The organism is Parashewanella curva (assembly GCF_003675895.1).
Taxonomy (GTDB): Bacteria; Pseudomonadota; Gammaproteobacteria; order Enterobacterales; family Shewanellaceae; genus Parashewanella; species Parashewanella curva.
This window is the reverse complement of record NZ_ML014828.1, coordinates 1-17,402: the sequence shown is the minus strand read 5'-3', so window position 1 is coordinate 17,402 and position 17,402 is coordinate 1. Positions and strand designations below refer to the sequence as shown.

Sequence of the window (17,402 nt, the reverse complement as noted above, 5' to 3'; positions counted from 1 at the left end):
TTACTGTGTTCCACTTCTTTACGTAAGCGTTTTATTTTAGCTTTGGCGTTATGGAATGATTGGATAAGGATCGATTTTTGATGACAGAATTGACCTATGGTTAATCCTGAATCCCGTTGCTCTTCTAGAAGGTGCAGCCACTCTTCAGGGCTTCTATGTTGATGTCGCATTAGCTGTAGCCTTTGACAAATAAAGACCACTATGCCGATTTTAATTAACTAAGACAGGTGCTGTTTGGCAGACGGTTACCTTTTATGATTCCTTTTTATCGATTTAATATACCCATTTTCAATAAAAACGAAACTCAGACCGTCACCAGCTATCACAAATCTGGATAATATGTATGTTCAGCATTAAAAAGGGTAGGCATAATGCCTACCCTTTCAGAATTAACGAGGCGATTAGCCCAAAGCATTAACGCTCAAGTTCAATAACACGTTGCGTTTATCGTCAATATCAACGGCATCCACAGTACCACCATTTTCAGCAAGGAAAGTCGCCGTTGCTTGAACTAGCTTTCCAATATCAGCCATTTGAAGATCTCTATTCCCTACGTGAACATGTTCAACCGCTTTACCATTGAAATGCTCTTTGATGGTGAGCTGATCAGTAACACTGCCGAGTGTATCGTGGTCATTATCACCAAGAACTAGCACTCGTAAGTCATTCCCTGTACGTCTAAACACGACATGATTTAGATCCACCCCTTCAAGTTTCAAGGTATCAGTACCTTGGCTATCTATAATGGTGTCCTGACCGTCATTTTCATGGAAAACGTAAGTGTCATCGCCCGCTCCACCTTTCACATAATCCGCACCTTTTCCAGCAATGAGTGTATCGGCTCCTTTTTCACCAAGTAAGATGTCTTGCTTATCACCACCTACAAGTACATCATTCCCTATCCCACCTTCTAAGATATTACTGTGCCTTTGAGCTCCCTTAACAGTGTCATTACCTTCACCTGCAAACACATTAACACCTAGTTTTGCTTGGGTTACTTGTATAACGTCATGACCATTGGTACCAGTAATTGTTCCAGCTCTATATTGCGATGGCTCATTAAAAAAAACTTCAGAACGTATATTGTACTTTGCAGCAATATAACTTGGCACAGAAACATAGGGGGAATTGTCATCATCGCGATTAGTATATACCACGGCCCTTTTTTGAGTTGAACCTGCATCTGGTGAAAGCTCATAAAACGCTGCTTTTTGCAGGACCCGATAAGGGGTTCCTGGAATATCTCTTAAGTCAGTAATCGTTTTTCTACCCCAAGGGTTCAATTCCTGACCTTCCCCTTGATTGGGGCGGTCATTATATTCTAATTCAGGAGCGCTATCCTCATAGATACTGGCAATCGCTTGTAAAGAGATACCTGAATATTTAGCTAAGCGACTTATACCATTTCCTTCAATAGCAACATGCTTTCGGTACAAACGATCATATGGAGAGCTATCGGGTCGAACATGCTCACCCAAATCTAAGGTAAACTTGCTACCTTCAGCAAAGAAATTCTTTATTCTCACGGAATCATCATTACCATTTCGACGGATAATCAAATCATCATCAACTCTGCTTGTTGTTAAATCGGATAAGCCTTTCGTCAAAAGCAATAAGCTCTTGCCCTGACTATCATCAATAACTGTATTTCCACTAAAGTCATTGAGTAAGTATGTATCACTCCCTTTACCACCATCAAGTTGACCACCGCTCGCGAGTAGGTTGTCATCATACTGGGTTGGTGTATTTAATATTTCGATAATGGGTTTATTTTGCTGATCTGACAAGTTACCCACAGCCAGTTTAAACGCCTCACCGCTTAATGTGATATTTTCATTAACTTTAAGCGACTGAATAGGCGTTGAGTTATTGAACCAATCTTCTAATAAAGCTATAGCTTTGCTTCCACTCTTCAGGACTAAATGATCGCCTTGACGAACGGCTTCTAGTTTTGAAAGTGGGACGTTACCTAACTCAAGTTGCAGATCATCTCCAAGCGAATCGGAATTTATCAATTTCAATTGTTCTTCATGTAGTGAAATGTTTTCGCCTCTTGCTAATCGTACATTCAATGCACTTCGTTGTTTTGTAATATCAGAATTAGCACTAGGAACAGAGCCACCAAATCTCAATTGTGTTAGCGATTCAAGTAACCCAATTTCTTTGACACTCAATACACTTCCATCACTCAAACGCAATTGTTCGATGCCAGCATGACTTTTCGACCATCCTTTCAAAGTCACACTGTTTTTCAATTCAGCTATCGTGGTCGCTTTTCCATCATCAATATAGATTTTTAGATCGTCACCATCTCGAATTACAAACAGTTTTTCTGCTCTATCCGCTTTAACGGCTATGGTATCTTTTCCGTTATCTTGACCACTGTCTTTCACAACATCATGACCATCTCCAACAAGGTAACGATCTGAACCTGCACCACCGTCAAAGGTATCATTCCCACCTAATCCGACAAGTAAGTTGTCACCTGCACCATGAATAAGAATATCGTTGCCACTCGTGCCAAATAGATTTTCAATGGATTCTAGCGATTGATTACCAATGGCTTGTCCTTGTGCATTTTTCACGGTTGCTGTTAACTTGTCACCTGATGTACTGACTTCAACGTGCTTGCCGCCTCTTAAGTTTGACCAAGAGGCACTGTCACTACCAGTCCCCCCGATGAAAGTATCACTCCCTAAAGAATCAACATCTGAAACGGCTAAGGTATCGTCGCCTTCATCACCTTTGAGTAAATCATCACCTTCACCAGCAACTAGAATATCGTTGCCATGACCACCGTGGAGCGTATCGTTACCTGCACCGCCATCGGTTAATCTATCATCTCCTCCTTGACCAAATAAAATGCTCTTTTCATTATTGCCATGAATTTCATTAGCTAAGTCATTACCCACTTTAACCTGGCTATTATCTTCACCAGGAGTTCCATTAATCAGGTTGATGAGCATGTACTCAGTTAACTCAGCAGACGTAAGCTGTGCATCGGTAAAACTAATAGCAGGGAAGCGTTTTACCAATGCAGAAACTAACTTAATGGTTTCTTCTCGGCTCCATTGACCATTATTTCCAGCCGAAACTCCTAAGCTACTGATTGCAATTTTAGCTAACACATTTTGTGCAACATAAAATTCAATATCACCAGTTTGAACATTAACTCGAACATTCACTTGTGATTTTTGGAGACCCGCAAAACCAATACGGCTGAAATTATCAGCTTCGATAATTCGGCTATTTCGAGAGTTTTCTGAGATCAAATACGTATCTCGACCTTCTCCACCCTTCAAAACATCAGCGCCACCGCCAGCGACTAAGGTGTCATCACCTTTGCCGCCTTCAAGAGTATCTATGTCAGTTAGATCTGCACCACCATCTCCTACAAGGAAGTCATTACCATCGCCACCTATCAAGGTATCACTGCCACCTAAGCCAACAAGTGTGTTATTTTCTTCATTACCAAGCAGTTTGTCACCAAAGCTTGAACCTTGAATATTCTCGACATCTAAAACTAGATCTTCTTCACCTGCAATAAAGTTTTCATTTTTGAGCGCATTTGTATAACTCTTTAAAACCGCCTCTGGAGCTAGAAATTTAAGCTGCTTTTCTGACCACTGATAGAATGTAGCTTTACGTAGCTGAACCTTTACACCAGTTGATCTAAACGCATCATTATAATTAACCGTATCAATGCCTTCTCCACCAAAAATTTTATCTCTACCATCTCCCCCCGTAATGGTATCATCACCTGCTTGAGCGATAATAAAATCATCACCATCTGCACCGAATAATTTATTAGCTTCTTGAGTACCTAAAATTTGGTCTGATTTTTGGCTTCCTACAGCACCTTCAATACTGTTTAGATGAGCAAGATGATTGTTCGTCTCTCTGAGACTTACTGCGTGCCCACCCTCTAGATTAATTTTTATGCCATGCTCGCCTTCAAATTGACTGAAATCGACAATATCATGACCTTGCCCACCAAATAAATCATCTGCTCTTAGCAAACGACCAGACGCAGCGTTATTATTATCCAGATTTGTATACGAGTAATCCCTAATTACAAAAACATCATCACCACCTCTACCGTAAATGGTATCTTTTCCAAGACCACCGCTTAGGTAGTTTGAGTGATTATCACCATAAATAGTGTCATCGAATCTCGAACCTGTGACGTTTTCAATACTCTCCAATCTGTCTTCATCATGTCCACCTATGGTTGATTTACCTTTTTCTAAATCAACAACAACACCTCTGTTATACCCGCCTGTTGCAGTACTTAAATCTGCCCAAGAAGCAGTATCTATGCCCTCTCCGCCTCTTAATGTATCTCGACCAGTTCCACCTAAAAGAACATCATTACCACCTTTCCCTTCTAAGACATCATTTCCTGCTGATCCTCTTATTCTATTATCGAATTGGTCGCCTTTTAATACATCAGCAGCTTTACTTCCAGTAAGGTTTTCAAAATCATAAAATCGTTCAGTTTGAGAAGGAGTGCTACTGTCCTGATAAAGTTTAGTGATATTGCCAAGATTTCCTTCGAAACTAATAGCAGATTTGCGGGTTACCGTTACTTGGTTCGTTCCTGTAGCGAGATCTGCTACTGCTATATGCGAAACAATGGTCGAGAAGGAAAAATCTTTACCAGACAAATAAAAGCTACGTTCTCCATTGGGCTTAACTTTTATGGATAACCACTTATCTGAAGAACGTGAAAGGCGAATTTTAACGCCATGTAAACGATTTAGTCTCAGTGGTTCATTTTCTGCTGAAGATTCTGTAAACGGATTATATTCAGGGCCTTTGCGTACACCAATGAGTGAATGAATGTCACCGTTTTGGATAATCACTTTACGTTCAGCAATGCTAAGCTCAATTCGATTGCCTGTTAACTTGGTTATTGCAAATGCTTGACGTCCGCCAACTCTTATCCTGAATGGTGAATCTGTATTAGAAAATTGGGTTGTATTTTCTACGGAAAACACACCTGTAGAAATGCTTCTTCCTAGCTCACTCTCATAACTCACGCCAAAAGTGTCAGTTCCCTCTCCGCCATACAATGTATCTTCGCCACTACCACCATAGATAACATCATGACCACCTTCACCTCGAATAGTGTCATCTCCACCACGACCTGAAAGGCGATTACTCTTATCACTACCTAAGATTATGTCTGCTTGCTCTCCACCAATGGCACCTTCAATGCTTATTAGCGTATCTTCATTTCTCCATTGTTCTTGATTTCGACCACGGTACTGCGTTCGACCTTCCTCGAGATCAATTTTGAGTTGACTTTCGTAGTCACCTTTGTCCCGGCTATAATCGACCGTATCAAAACCATCTCCACCATCAAGTTTATCGATACCATTACCGCCAGACAAAATATCATCACCGTCATGGCCAATGAGTACGTCATTTCCATCACGCCCTTCTAATACATTATCTTTAGCATCACCGGTGATTCTATCGGCATGTCGACCTCCGATTACATTTTCAAAGTTTTTGATTTTGTCAAAATTACTTTGCTGATTATCGCTTAATAAAGGGTTGAGATTTACGAAAACGGATTTATCTGCATCACTAATATCGTAAGTATCACTGCCAGCGCCACCATCTAAGGTGTCTTTACCTCCACGACCTTTTATGCGGTTATCTTTTGAGTTTCCCACAATCACATCAACTTCGTTACCAGCTTCAAAGTTTTCGACATTGGCGATATCGGTTCCTTTGATAATACGATGGAATAAAAGCAATAATTGAGGAGCACTGACATTGCTAAAATCTTGAAAATCAATATATTCAAGCGATGACCCCTTGACGATAATATGTCCTTTATATTCAGTATCAGATTTTCTAATTCGAACTAATAGCAATTCACCATCGCTGAAAATATCTTGACTTAACCGATAAATGGTTTTTCCACTGTTACGGCGAGCATTAACCCAATTCTGAACATCTTGCTGAAGCGCATTTTGAGCACGATTTAAATTAATATGTGATGTAAAGAGGTTCGTTTCAACGTTATATCTACCTCCATAGCTTTCATTGACTATGTTAGGAAGGTCAGGATCTGATCGACCTTGAGATAATCGAGTGAACTTATCTAGTAGTCTTTCACCAAATCGCCTGTTGATTTGGTTTGTAATGTGTTCGTTTGTTGGTCCTCGATTTAGGTTTTTAATTAAAGCGCTGAAAAGTCCATTGTTATCATCACGGTTATCAACTCTAAGTGAATTTGTACTACTCACAATGAATTTATCACTACTCACAAACCCTTCCCAATCCTGCCAAAATTTTAAACGCGCCACTCCACGACCGTTCTCAATTTTAAAGCTTAATTTAGGCATTGGAGTTCTAGAATTTTCTCCCCATTCATTAAATACAATTAAGCGAGGTAATTCATCCGTGACAACAGTATCATTACCTTCTCCACCGTCTACTCGAATATCAATACCGATTTCACTAATAAGGCGATCATCCCCTGTCCCGCCTTCTAAAATATCAGCGCCCGGACCACCATCGAGAATATCATTACCCGCTCCACCTCGCAGCACATCATTACCATCGCCACCCTTAAGTAGATCATCACCCAAACCGCCTTCAATCACTTCACCTACGGATGTGTTATCGATAATGGCAATATTCTTAATCACGTCAGGGGCAGCATGACTAAGGTCGACAAGGAAACGTTGTCTAAGTGCTCTTAAGTTATGGTTGACATCCTGATTGATTCCTGCCTTTACAGCATCAACTCGATAATCCAGACTGTCATAACCTTGCTCTCTTAAGTCATCAACTAAGCGTTCAAAGTTATCTTTAAATGCATCACTTTTTAGGAAGTTTTTGAAGTCAACTGAAGCATCTTCAGCAAGAGGTAGTATGAAGCCAAGTGCCGTATTTAAGACACTGACTCCAAGATTGATAATATCCAAAACAGCAGAAATTGCAGTTCCAATAATAGGAATAAAGTCAAAGACAAGACTGGCACCGTCCAGTATTATAGAGACACCATCTAATGCTGACTGAATGCCTAATATGGCCGCTTTACCATGATTACCTTGTTCGCGAGCATCATTAGCCGCCATGGCATTTTTAATTAAGCTATGTAAACCAACGGTAACGGCTATCACAGCACCAACACCAGTGACAAAACGAGCGGCTGCAGTAGCGCCTTTAGTAGCTGATGCACCGGCATTTAACGCTGTAGCAGGATTCAACAAAGCTTTGACAACAGGATTAGCGAATTTTCCCGCTATTTGCTTACCAATTAATTGATAAGTTCCGAAAATCAATTTTGCTGTACCCAATGCAGCACCTGCGTATCGAATTCCCGCGGCTTTTACGTCTCCCTCTTCTAATTTTTTTGTAGCGGCATAGAAGCCTAGACCTGAGCTAACTGCGCCAAACCCAAGGCCTATTCCTTTAAATATCGGTGATAATTCAGCTGAAATATCACCTGCTATGGTTGATTTAACATCTTTAGAAATTAAATTTTTGGACATCAACTCCCTGAGTTCTGTATCCGATAATAATGCCTTATCTGTATCTAACGTACGGGAGAGCCTCGCTATGCGAAGTTTTTGTAATTTATCCGTTAGATCAAGTTTATCTTTAATCCCTAAGAACTCATCTTTAATCACAGTTAAATTTGAACCTGTACCGCTAAAATAATCGCTCAAATCGTGAGCAAACTCACCAAAGTCGTGATTAAGATCAGGTGCCAAATTTCTACGAGTTAGCTCAGCAATAACACTTTTTCTCAGGGGATTAATATTAGTTTTTTGTTTTATCAATTCTTCAGCAATTGAATCAGGCGTTTTATTATTTTTTGCTAATAGTTGCTTAAACTCATCGGTATTGTCTTTAAAGTAATCAGCATCTTCTGGATTTGTGCCTTCTTTTATTTCCTTAGGGTTAAGTTTCCCTTGATCGGCATCGGTTGCAAATCTTCGGACACCGTCATCGTTTAATGCGTCTTTGAGTCCATCCGCTAGGTCACCAGCACCAGATTTAGAGACAGCCGCTAAGACATTTTTAATAAGGTCTTGTGTCGAAAGTTGCTGATTACCTGTAACCGCTTCTTTTATGACTTTAGTTATTTCGCTATTAAAGGTTTTTTGCATGTTTTTCAGTTGAGATTCGCTTTGACTCTCTAACTGATTGAGTGTTGTATCAAGTGTTGCGGTAGGCATTTTATCCCTCACTTATTGGGTACTTCAGGTGAGCAGAAGTTTACTCTTACAATAAGTGTGGTTAATGATACTTCGCGCCAGAATAGTGTCATTTGATTTCGTTCTTGATCTAGATCACAAGCAACTGCGATATTTGGATGGCGTTATCCCATATTTATGGATTAATGCCCGTGAAAGCACAGACTCATCAGCGTATCCCAGCTTTTCCGCAATCATAGCTAAGGTTAAATTTTTATTTTCGAGTAGTTCTAATGCCAACTCCAATCGAACTAACTGTACCAATTTACTAAAAGTAAGACCTAAATCTTTTAGACGACGTTGTAATGTCCGAACTGAAAGGTTTAAGCCTTGTGCGGCTAGCTCAAGACTATAATCCGTTTGCTCTAACTTCTCTTTGATTAGTTGTTTTAGAGGAATGATAAAATTTTTATCAGCGATTAGATGATTTTTAATGGTTTCACGAATTTGCTGATTAATGGCTTCTCCTGCCATTTGAGTCGAAGCCTGAATGTCTCTGGTTGGAATGAAAATGGCGTTACTTTTACTATTAAATTCACAATTAAGTGAAGTGCTTATTTCGTTATTAAAAAACGGTAAACCTCGCTTAAAGCAAATTTTAAGGGGTTGGTATTCTCTTCCTAAACTAAGTCTTAACAATGAAAACAGACGAAAAATGGCAGTAACTGCAACAGCATCTTGTAAATACCGTGTCATAGGGTATGCAAACTGAATTTCAATCGCTGTTGTTTCTCCTGAAGTTTTCAATACTGGAGTGAAACTTTTGTCTTGCAGAGGATAAAAGCGTTCTAGCGCTTTAAATCCTTGCTCAAGGGTCGATGATAACAAAAATAAAATCCCTAATGGCCCTAGGGTATCTGGAGAAAAGCTCAAACCAATTTTAATAGGGTAATCACTACAATTTAGCTGTGATGCGATTGCCAAATACAACTTTCTTGTTCGTGTAGCAGGTATCCACGCTTGTTTTTCAATCAACTGAAAATCTATCCCTGACTTTTGCTCAAGTAATGGTATATCAAGCTGCAAGTGTTCTGCTACACGTTTCAGAGCAAGGGCATCTGTTGGTAATGAGTACCCCACTTAACGCTCCTTCATGGCTTCATCTTGATAACGTAAAAACGGCGCTAAGAAAAACTCAAGCAATCTTCTTTTACCCGTTTTTACTTCAGCGCTTAAGGTCATGCCCGGTTGCAAAGGCACCCATTTATCATCAACTAAGATCTTTTTCTGCTTAAGTGTCACACGCATCGGATACACTGGACCTTGTTTTTCATCATTCACCGCATCAGTCGTAATAGAGCGAACAGTTCCTTCGATTAAACCGTAGCGGGTATATGGAAAACTATCTATTTTCAATTCTACCGTTTGCCCTTGATGAATAAAGCCTATGTCTTTATTCAGCACCATAGCCTCAGCTTCTAGTTTTGCTCCTTCTGGTACAATGACCATCAAGGCCTGTGCAGGTTGAACAACACCGCCGATAGTATGAACCTGAAGTTGCTGAACCGTGCCATTTACAGGGGAGGTCAGATAGCGATTTTGTTCACGTTCTTTGGCTTTTAATAAGGTCAAAGTACCCGTTTGAACTCGTTGCTGTGCTTGTTGTAATTGTTGTACTCGCTCCCGTCGAAATTCAAAACTCTTGGTTTGCCGCTCCGTTTTTAAGGCTTGTAATGATGCTTTGGCTTCTTGCAGACGACTTATTTGCACCACTAAGCTTTGTGTCGTTTCAATTTGCTTTTCTTTAAAGTTCAACCACTCAAGTTTTGATACATGACCTTTTTTTAATAGCTGACGTATTGCTTTTTCTTGCTCACCAAACAAAGGTTCAAGTGTTTTTAGTCGCTGAATTTCCGCTTTTACTGCACTAATACTAGCCTTTCTTTGATTGACCGATTCTTGGTAAGTCGTGTCCGTACTGAAAAAATAATCCAAATCTCTGTCGAGTAATCGCTGTTGCAATACCCACTGCGGAGCATCGATTTCTTTTACCCAAGGCTTATGCGAGGACATTAATTCTGCCCTCAAATCCGGTGCGAGTACTTTTCCTGAACTGATAACCTTTAATACAACCTGTAATCGAGCTTCGTCTAATTGCGCTTGCCTGAGTTCATATTCAACTTGTTTTACATCAACCTCGGATTCTGTGGGATCTAATTTTATGAGCTTTTGTCCAGCTTTTACATGCTGACCATCTTCAACATAAATAGCTTCAACTTTACCAATATCAAGTGGTTGAATCGCTTTTACTTGACCTACGGGAATGAGCTTACCTAAGGCAACGGCTTCAGTATCAATTTTGCCAAACCAAGCCCACAAAACGGCAATGGTAAACAATGCCATGATTAACCATACTGTGGTTCGCCCTGCTGGAGAAGCTGGCGTTTCTAAGATTTCTACCGCAGCAGGTAGAAACTCTAATTCATCCCCTTTCCTTTCGATGTGATGTTTTTCGTTTTCCTTTTCTTGAGCTTTGGAAGCACTCCATATCTCACGGATTTTTTTTAGCCCTTCAAACATTAGGAAGCCTCCCCACTTTGTGCCGCCCACAACATGGCATATCGACCATTTTGAGCAAGCAGTTGTTCATGAGAACCATCCTCAATAACTTTGCCTTCCTCGATAGTAATGATTCTATCGCAACTGCGAACGGTAGACAGACGATGAGCAATGATGATAACTGTGCGCCCCTTGCAAATAGATTGCATATTTTTCTGGATGGCACTTTCTGACTCATAATCTAACGCTGAGGTTGCTTCATCGAAAATTAAAATTCGTGGGTTGGTGATAAGTGCCCTTGCAATAGCAATTCGCTGTCGCTGCCCTCCAGATAAGCCTGCACCTCTTTCACCTATTTCAGTGTCATAGCCATGAGACAAACCGAGAATAAATTCATGCGCGCCGGACAATTTCGCAGCATTGATAATTTGATCCATTGAAAGTGATGGATCAGAAAGCGCAATATTGTCTTTAACGCTGCGGTTAAACAGAATGTTTTCTTGAAGAACAACTCCGACTTGGCGCCGTAACCATGCAGGATCTAGCAAGGCTAAATCATTGCCATCCACTAATACTTTTCCGGCCTCAGGAATATAAAGGCGCTGGATAAGCTTGGTTAATGTCGATTTACCTGAGCCAGACCGCCCTACAATGCCAATGATTTGCCCTGCGGGAATGGTAAGATTGACCCCTCTTAAAATCTCGGGACCTAAAGGGGTATATCGGAAAACAATGTCTGAAAACTTAATTTCACCTTTTACCGGAGGTAAGTTCGGTCTGTCTAGGTTTTGCTGAGGCTCCTGAGGTACATTAAGTACATCACCTAATCGGTCAAGAGATATGCGAAATTGTTGAAAGTTTTGCCATAACTGCGCCAATCGTAAGATCGGTGCTGCTACCTGCCCTGACAACATATTAAACGCAATTAATTGCCCTACACTAAGCTCGCCCTTAATCACCAATTGAGCGCCTTGCCATAACAAGACTACTGTGACTATCTTGGACACCAGCTGTACCGCTTGCCCCCCAAACGTACCCAATACCACACTGCGAAAACTGGCTTTTACGTAACCTGATAGCTGCTCCTCCCAACGCTGGCGCATTTGAGGTTCTACCGACATTGACTTAAGCGTTTCCATCCCTGTAATAGATTCGGTCAGAAAAGACTGATTGATGGCGCCTCTTTGAAATTGCTCTTCAGTACGCTTACGAATTTCAGGAGTTAACAATATAGAAATAATGACATAAATAGGAATTGAGCCTAAAACAATCCATGTCAACATGGGTGAGTAATAAAACATTACTGCAAAGAATACAAAAGTGAACAGTAAATCCAAGACAACGGTTAGTGCATTTCCTGTTAAAAAAGACCGAATATTCTCAAGCTCTCTAACTCTAGCTACCACTTGTCCAACAGGCCGAGTATTAAAATAAGCTATCGGTAAGCGAAGCATGTGATCGAATAACCTCGCCCCTAGCTCAACGTCTACTCGGCTGGTGGTATGAGAAAAGACATAGGTTCTCAGTCCGCCTAAGATGATCTCAAAGAAAGTGATCACCAATAACCCAAACGCCAGAACATCAAGCGTGGTTAACCCTCGATGTACCAAAACTTTATCCATCACGACTTGAAAAAACAACGGTGTGATCAAAGCAAATAATTGGATGAATAAAGAGGCGATTAATACTTCTTTAAACATTTTACGGTATTTAACCACCACGGGAATAAACCAAGAAATATCAAACTTTCGTGACTTACCCGCTAACATAGCTCGACGAGTCATAAACACCGCTGTGCCATCCCAACGTTGCCAGAGTTCATCCATCTCTAGTTGCTCAGGTTGTTGGCTTATGGGGCTTTGGACCAACGCCTTTCCGTCACGGATGGCGGCTACTAAGAAGAATTGACCTTGGTTATCTTGAGCTATAAATGGAAAAGGTGCTTTTTCTAGCCGATTTGCTTTGACCTTAACCTGTCTTGCTTTGATTTTGAGCTGCTTTGCTGCTCGCACTAATTTAATGATATCGAGATCATCGCCATCAGGGCAAAATTCATGCATCAAGGTTTGTGGATCTGCTGGCTTTTCTAGATACTGCAGCATCATGGTCAGACAAAGTAAGCCTGTTGGAACTTTAGGCTCTGCTTCTTGTTCTTCAATTTCAGGAGTGGAGTCTTGATTCATGCACTGGTGCTCCTAGTTTCAAATTTATCAAGAATATTGAGCACATCCGTGTGTTGTAAATTTATATGCTTACTCTTAGCCAGCTCAGATAAAAGAAATTGCAATTGCACCAACACTGGCTCCCAATCACCTGAGGTTTGCTGACGTAAAATTCGCATTGATGGATACCAACGACTGGTATAGGATTCTGGAAAATAAACCCACCCCGGTTTGTACTGAAGCAAGTTAATAATTGGGGTATTAATACTCCCCGCAAGATGCACACAAGCACTGTCGGTCATAACTAACAAGTCGAGCCGTTTGAGCAATGCCGCAGTTTCAGCAAAATCATCTAACTCACTTCCGAAGTCAGGTATAAGCACTTGTAAACCCGATTCTCTAAGTTCATGTTCCTTTGGCCCCTTTTGAAGGCTGTAAAATCTAACTTCTGGCAAAGATTCAAATATAGGTAATAAGCTTGAAAGGGATATTGACCGTTTATCGTTGTCACCATAAGTGACACTTCCAGACCAAATAATACCAACCTGCAAATTCCCTCTTTCCGAAGCCAAACGCTCACTTAACTGAATTGTAATTGATTTTGGAATATATAACTTTGGTGGTGGCGGCTCTTGACCTAAAAACAGCCCAGGTAAGCTCATCATTGGACAATACCAGTCGATACCATCTCTTGCTGCTTCAAAAGAAAGTAAAGTCACGGGTAAATTAGAAAAAAGTCGCTTTAACGGAGACTTACACTCGAGTATGACTTCGCCACCCAACTGACAGACTAAATGGATATATCGAATACAAAAGATTGTGTCACCAAAGCCTTGCTCGGTCAGTAGTAACAGTTTTTCTCCCTTGAACGGCTGTCCTTTCCAACGCTTACAATGACTTGGAACATTGGGTTGTGGTAAGTCTCCAGTTTTCCACCTTGCTTCAAACGCAAGAAAACCCTCACTAAACTTCTGCATCATCAATAGAACTAAAGACCGATCCCATTGCAAGTTAGGATTATCAGGTTGTATAGAAAGACACGTATTCAATTCCTGTAACGACAGTTCAAATTGCTTATCTTCTCTCAATGCAATCGCCAAGTTATGTCTAAAAGTCACATTTTCAGGCTCAATATCAACAGCTTTTTGAGCATAATGAATGGCTTCTTCAACCCGATCACTGTCTTTTAAGACATTGGCCATATTACTGAGTATTCCAGCATCATCAGCTTTTAATGCCAAAGCACGTTGATAACACAATAAAGATGTTGAATAGCGTTTATTTCTTCGGTTTAACACTCCCAAATTTATCCAAGAAGAAAGATGATCTGGATTTTGTAACAATACTTGCTGATAGCAAGACTGTGCTTTATCAAACATTCCTTGTTGATGAAAAGTTACTGCTTGAGTGAATAAATCGTCACTATTAACGATTTCAGAGTTCATTGGATGACAAGCCTAAAAGTTGTGACGCATACCAAATAAAGCTACAAAGCTTTTCAGTATGGAACAATAAGTTTTAAGCTTGAATACGCGTACTGTGACGCACGTCATGGTGAGCTTTCCGATTTAACGAAATGGTGACTACCAATTGATTAAATTAGTTTTTTTACTCTAAACATTAGTGTTTTTACTCAGGAATTTTATTACTATAAATCAAGAGCCCTGTTGTTTTTTTCACAATACTCTTAGGTAAAATACGAACAAGATATTTCCTGAATTTCATAAAGGCAAAAATTGAAGCACGACCAAAGATGGCATACTTATGCTGATTTACGAATTTTTCACTCATCAATTATCAACTGAATTATAAGCTGTAAACAGCTGCTTTATTTTACTAGTTTTATCCAGACATAAAAAAAACCGCGATGCGGGCTTTTTTATTGGATTCTTTTTATTAATCTTGCTCTTCTGTTTGAACAAGTGACTCATCAAGAGGTAACGTGCTGATTACTTGATCTTTGATTTGGTAGTAAGCTTCATGATTTTCATAGTTTGCCATTTGCTGCTCCGAAGATATTTAGGTACAAAGATTATCTTTATGCTTTTGTTGTTACGGATTATAGCAACGCCAAAACAAAAATTACAGAAAACTTTCAGTTTTGTAAGCGCATTGTGTATTTCGTGTATCAAACAACACTTTTTCATCAAAAAACCTGAAAGACTTTCAACCCCATTATGCAAGAACAATAAAGTTTGCACCTAACAATCTACGTTGATTTATGAAAAGTTCTTACCATTTTATCTTTAATAAATGGTTTCTTTTTGATGCTAAAAAGGTTCTGCCCAGAATTAAGCTGAATGCAGCCTGTTTGAAAACGCTCCTTAGTTGCAGATACTTTCACAAATATCTTGCTGTGCTTTTAATTCAGCTAAACAAGCACTACATGCGCGGGCATTTAATGGACAAATTTGTTTACATTTTTCATTAATTTGTTGCTCTTCTGTCTGACATTGGCTGCAAGTTTCTTCTTGTGAATGAAATAGTATTTTTTGAGCTTTTAGGTCTGGACGATGATTCTCACCAGCATAAGAAGCACTGTCAAATAAGAGCAAAAAAGAAGAAATAGAAAGAAATAGAAGAGGCTTAACTTTATGCAATTGGGAATGACTTAAAAACAGAAACATGATCTCTCCCCTCTGGTGAATAAGTCTATTTCTGACAATATCAAATATGCATGAGTAGGTTAGGAACTATTGAAAATATAATATGCAAATAAGCCGCTTAAAACTGCCCTTATATTGTTAAAAAAATTATTTTCGAAATGAAAAATTAACTTATTCCTGTCCGTGCGACGTGAAGTCGTATGAAGCGCTGTTCACCGCTTAGAGTGAACCTGCCGTATCACCGGTTGAACCTAGGGCTCTGAATAAAGCAGCGAGCCTGACAATGTAATGAAGTCGATTCGACGGGAAAATAATCGTGAGAGGACGTATATGGTCTCCTCCAATATTGCAAGTAAAAAATAGCTTTTGACAGGGATAGGTTTGCGTTCGTATATCCGGCTTCGTAGTTGAAACACTTGGGTTTCGAGCCTCAATGAACTTCGCACATATCGTCCCTATCGTTCCCACGAGTTCAAAACTCATGCCCTCTATCGGGTTTTCGATATGTCGGTCTTACCTGTTTGTCATCAGTTACTTTTTATCAGCAATCCTTGGGGTTGAACTTTTTAGTTAAATGTTAATGCCAATTAAGCAGCATATTCAGCTTGGTAGTGACTGTCATTTTTCAGTATTGCCCAACCTATTCGGGCAATTTTATTGGCCAGTGCAACCACGGCTTTATTTTTGCCTCGTGTTGTCTCTATTTTTCTTATCCAATTAGCTAGAGGTGTATCTTTATCACCGCTAGTTCTTATGACTGCTCTTGCACCATGTATCAACAAGCATCTCAAATAAGGATCTCCTCGTTTACTTATCCCAAGTAACCTGTCTTTACCACCAGAGCTATGCTGCTTTGGGACTAATCCTAATGAGGCTGATACACAACGCCCATTTTTAAATTCACTACCATTGCCAACATGCTGATAAAAAGCACTGGCTACTATTGGACCGATACCGGGTACTTCTTGTAGCTTTTTACACTCTTTTGTTTTGCTCAACTCTTTTATTTTCTTTGTGTAAAATTCAAGGTTCTTTTGTAATTCTTCGAGCTTGTTATAGTGGTGCTCAAGTAACTCCTTGAATAGCCCACTTAATCCGTTATCGGCACATCTGTCAAAGTGTACTGGCAAGCTTTTATAAACATTGTTTACACCTTTTGAAATAGTGATACCGTACTCTGCAAGTAGGCTTCTAATTTCATTACAGTTAGCTGTTCTATCTCTTTCACACTTTTTACGAAGCGTATGTAAAGCTTGTATGTCTTGTTGCTCTTGAGTTTTGGTTCTGCTAAAACGCATTTCTGGTTTAACCACCGCTTCAGCTATCGCAAGTGCATCGTTGTAGTCATTTTTGTTACCTCTAACAAACGCTTTAACATATTGAGGTGGTATTTGCTTAACAGTATGTCCTAGCTTCTCAATTTCTCTCGCCCAGTAATGCGCTGTAGCGCAAGCTTCCATGCCAACTAAACATTTGGGGAGCTGAGTAAAGAAACTGATAATATCTTTTCGGCTAAGCATTTTTTTCTTAACGATTTTTCCAGCTTGGTTGCAAGCTACAACATGACTGACATTTTTTGCTAAATCTATTCCAACTGTAGTAATCTTCATAGTGGTCTCCTCACTCTGTTAACTTGGTTTTTCAACTTCAAGTTTGGCACATTGCGATGCCGATAAGAGGAGGAGACCATCTCATCGTTCCTCCTGATAACCACATGAATCGGGTAAATGCTAGGTAGCCAGTATGATGAACATACGTGAATCCATATTAAGGTGCGTTATACGATGAAGCAGCGAAAGTGGTTGATTTTACGCTGTGGCCAAAAGGCAATGAGAGCAGGAAAAGAGGTTGGACAGTACTCTTTCGTGATCAACAAGCTCTCCGCACTATAGTGGGCATCTAACCTGACA

General features: G+C 40.0%; 8 protein-coding genes. All 8 read right to left on the bottom strand.

The features are described 5' to 3' along the window. Positions 1–170: IS66 family insertion sequence element accessory protein TnpA (gene tnpA, locus D5018_RS22450; protein WP_416351532.1), on the bottom strand; the 170-nt coding region annotated here is incomplete at its 3' end. A 231-nt stretch (positions 171–401) separates the two neighbouring features. Continuing rightward, the gene (locus D5018_RS17880; RefSeq protein ID WP_121840357.1) at positions 402–8,207 is read right to left on the bottom strand and encodes a calcium-binding protein; all 7,806 of its coding nucleotides are present in this window, start codon (positions 8,205–8,207) and stop codon (positions 402–404) included. 114 nt (positions 8,208–8,321) lie between these two features. Next, a complete protein-coding gene (locus D5018_RS17875; RefSeq protein WP_121840356.1) occupies positions 8,322–9,305 on the bottom strand; it encodes an AraC family transcriptional regulator in 984 nt (327 codons plus the stop codon). Continuing rightward, the gene (locus D5018_RS17870; RefSeq protein ID WP_121840355.1) at positions 9,306–10,745 is read right to left on the bottom strand and encodes an HlyD family type I secretion periplasmic adaptor subunit; all 1,440 of its coding nucleotides are present in this window, start codon (positions 10,743–10,745) and stop codon (positions 9,306–9,308) included. Continuing rightward, positions 10,745–12,907: a type I secretion system permease/ATPase gene (locus D5018_RS17865; RefSeq protein WP_121840354.1), complete on the bottom strand. Its 2,163-nt coding sequence runs from the start codon at positions 12,905–12,907 to the stop codon at positions 10,745–10,747. The genes D5018_RS17870 and D5018_RS17865 overlap by 1 nt, the downstream gene beginning before the upstream one ends. Then, entirely contained in the window at positions 12,904–14,331 is a 1,428-nt protein-coding gene (locus D5018_RS17860; RefSeq protein ID WP_121840353.1) for a tetratricopeptide repeat protein, read from the bottom strand. The genes D5018_RS17865 and D5018_RS17860 overlap by 4 nt, the downstream gene beginning before the upstream one ends. An 879-nt stretch (positions 14,332–15,210) precedes the next feature. Beyond that, on the bottom strand, positions 15,211–15,513 hold the full coding sequence (locus tag D5018_RS17855) for a hypothetical protein (protein WP_121840352.1): 303 nt from the start codon (positions 15,511–15,513) through the stop codon (positions 15,211–15,213). A gap of 566 nt (positions 15,514–16,079) precedes the next feature. Beyond that, a complete protein-coding gene (locus D5018_RS17850; protein WP_121840351.1) occupies positions 16,080–17,102 on the bottom strand; it encodes an IS110 family RNA-guided transposase in 1,023 nt (340 codons plus the stop codon). Positions 17,103–17,402: the final 300 nt, after the last annotated feature.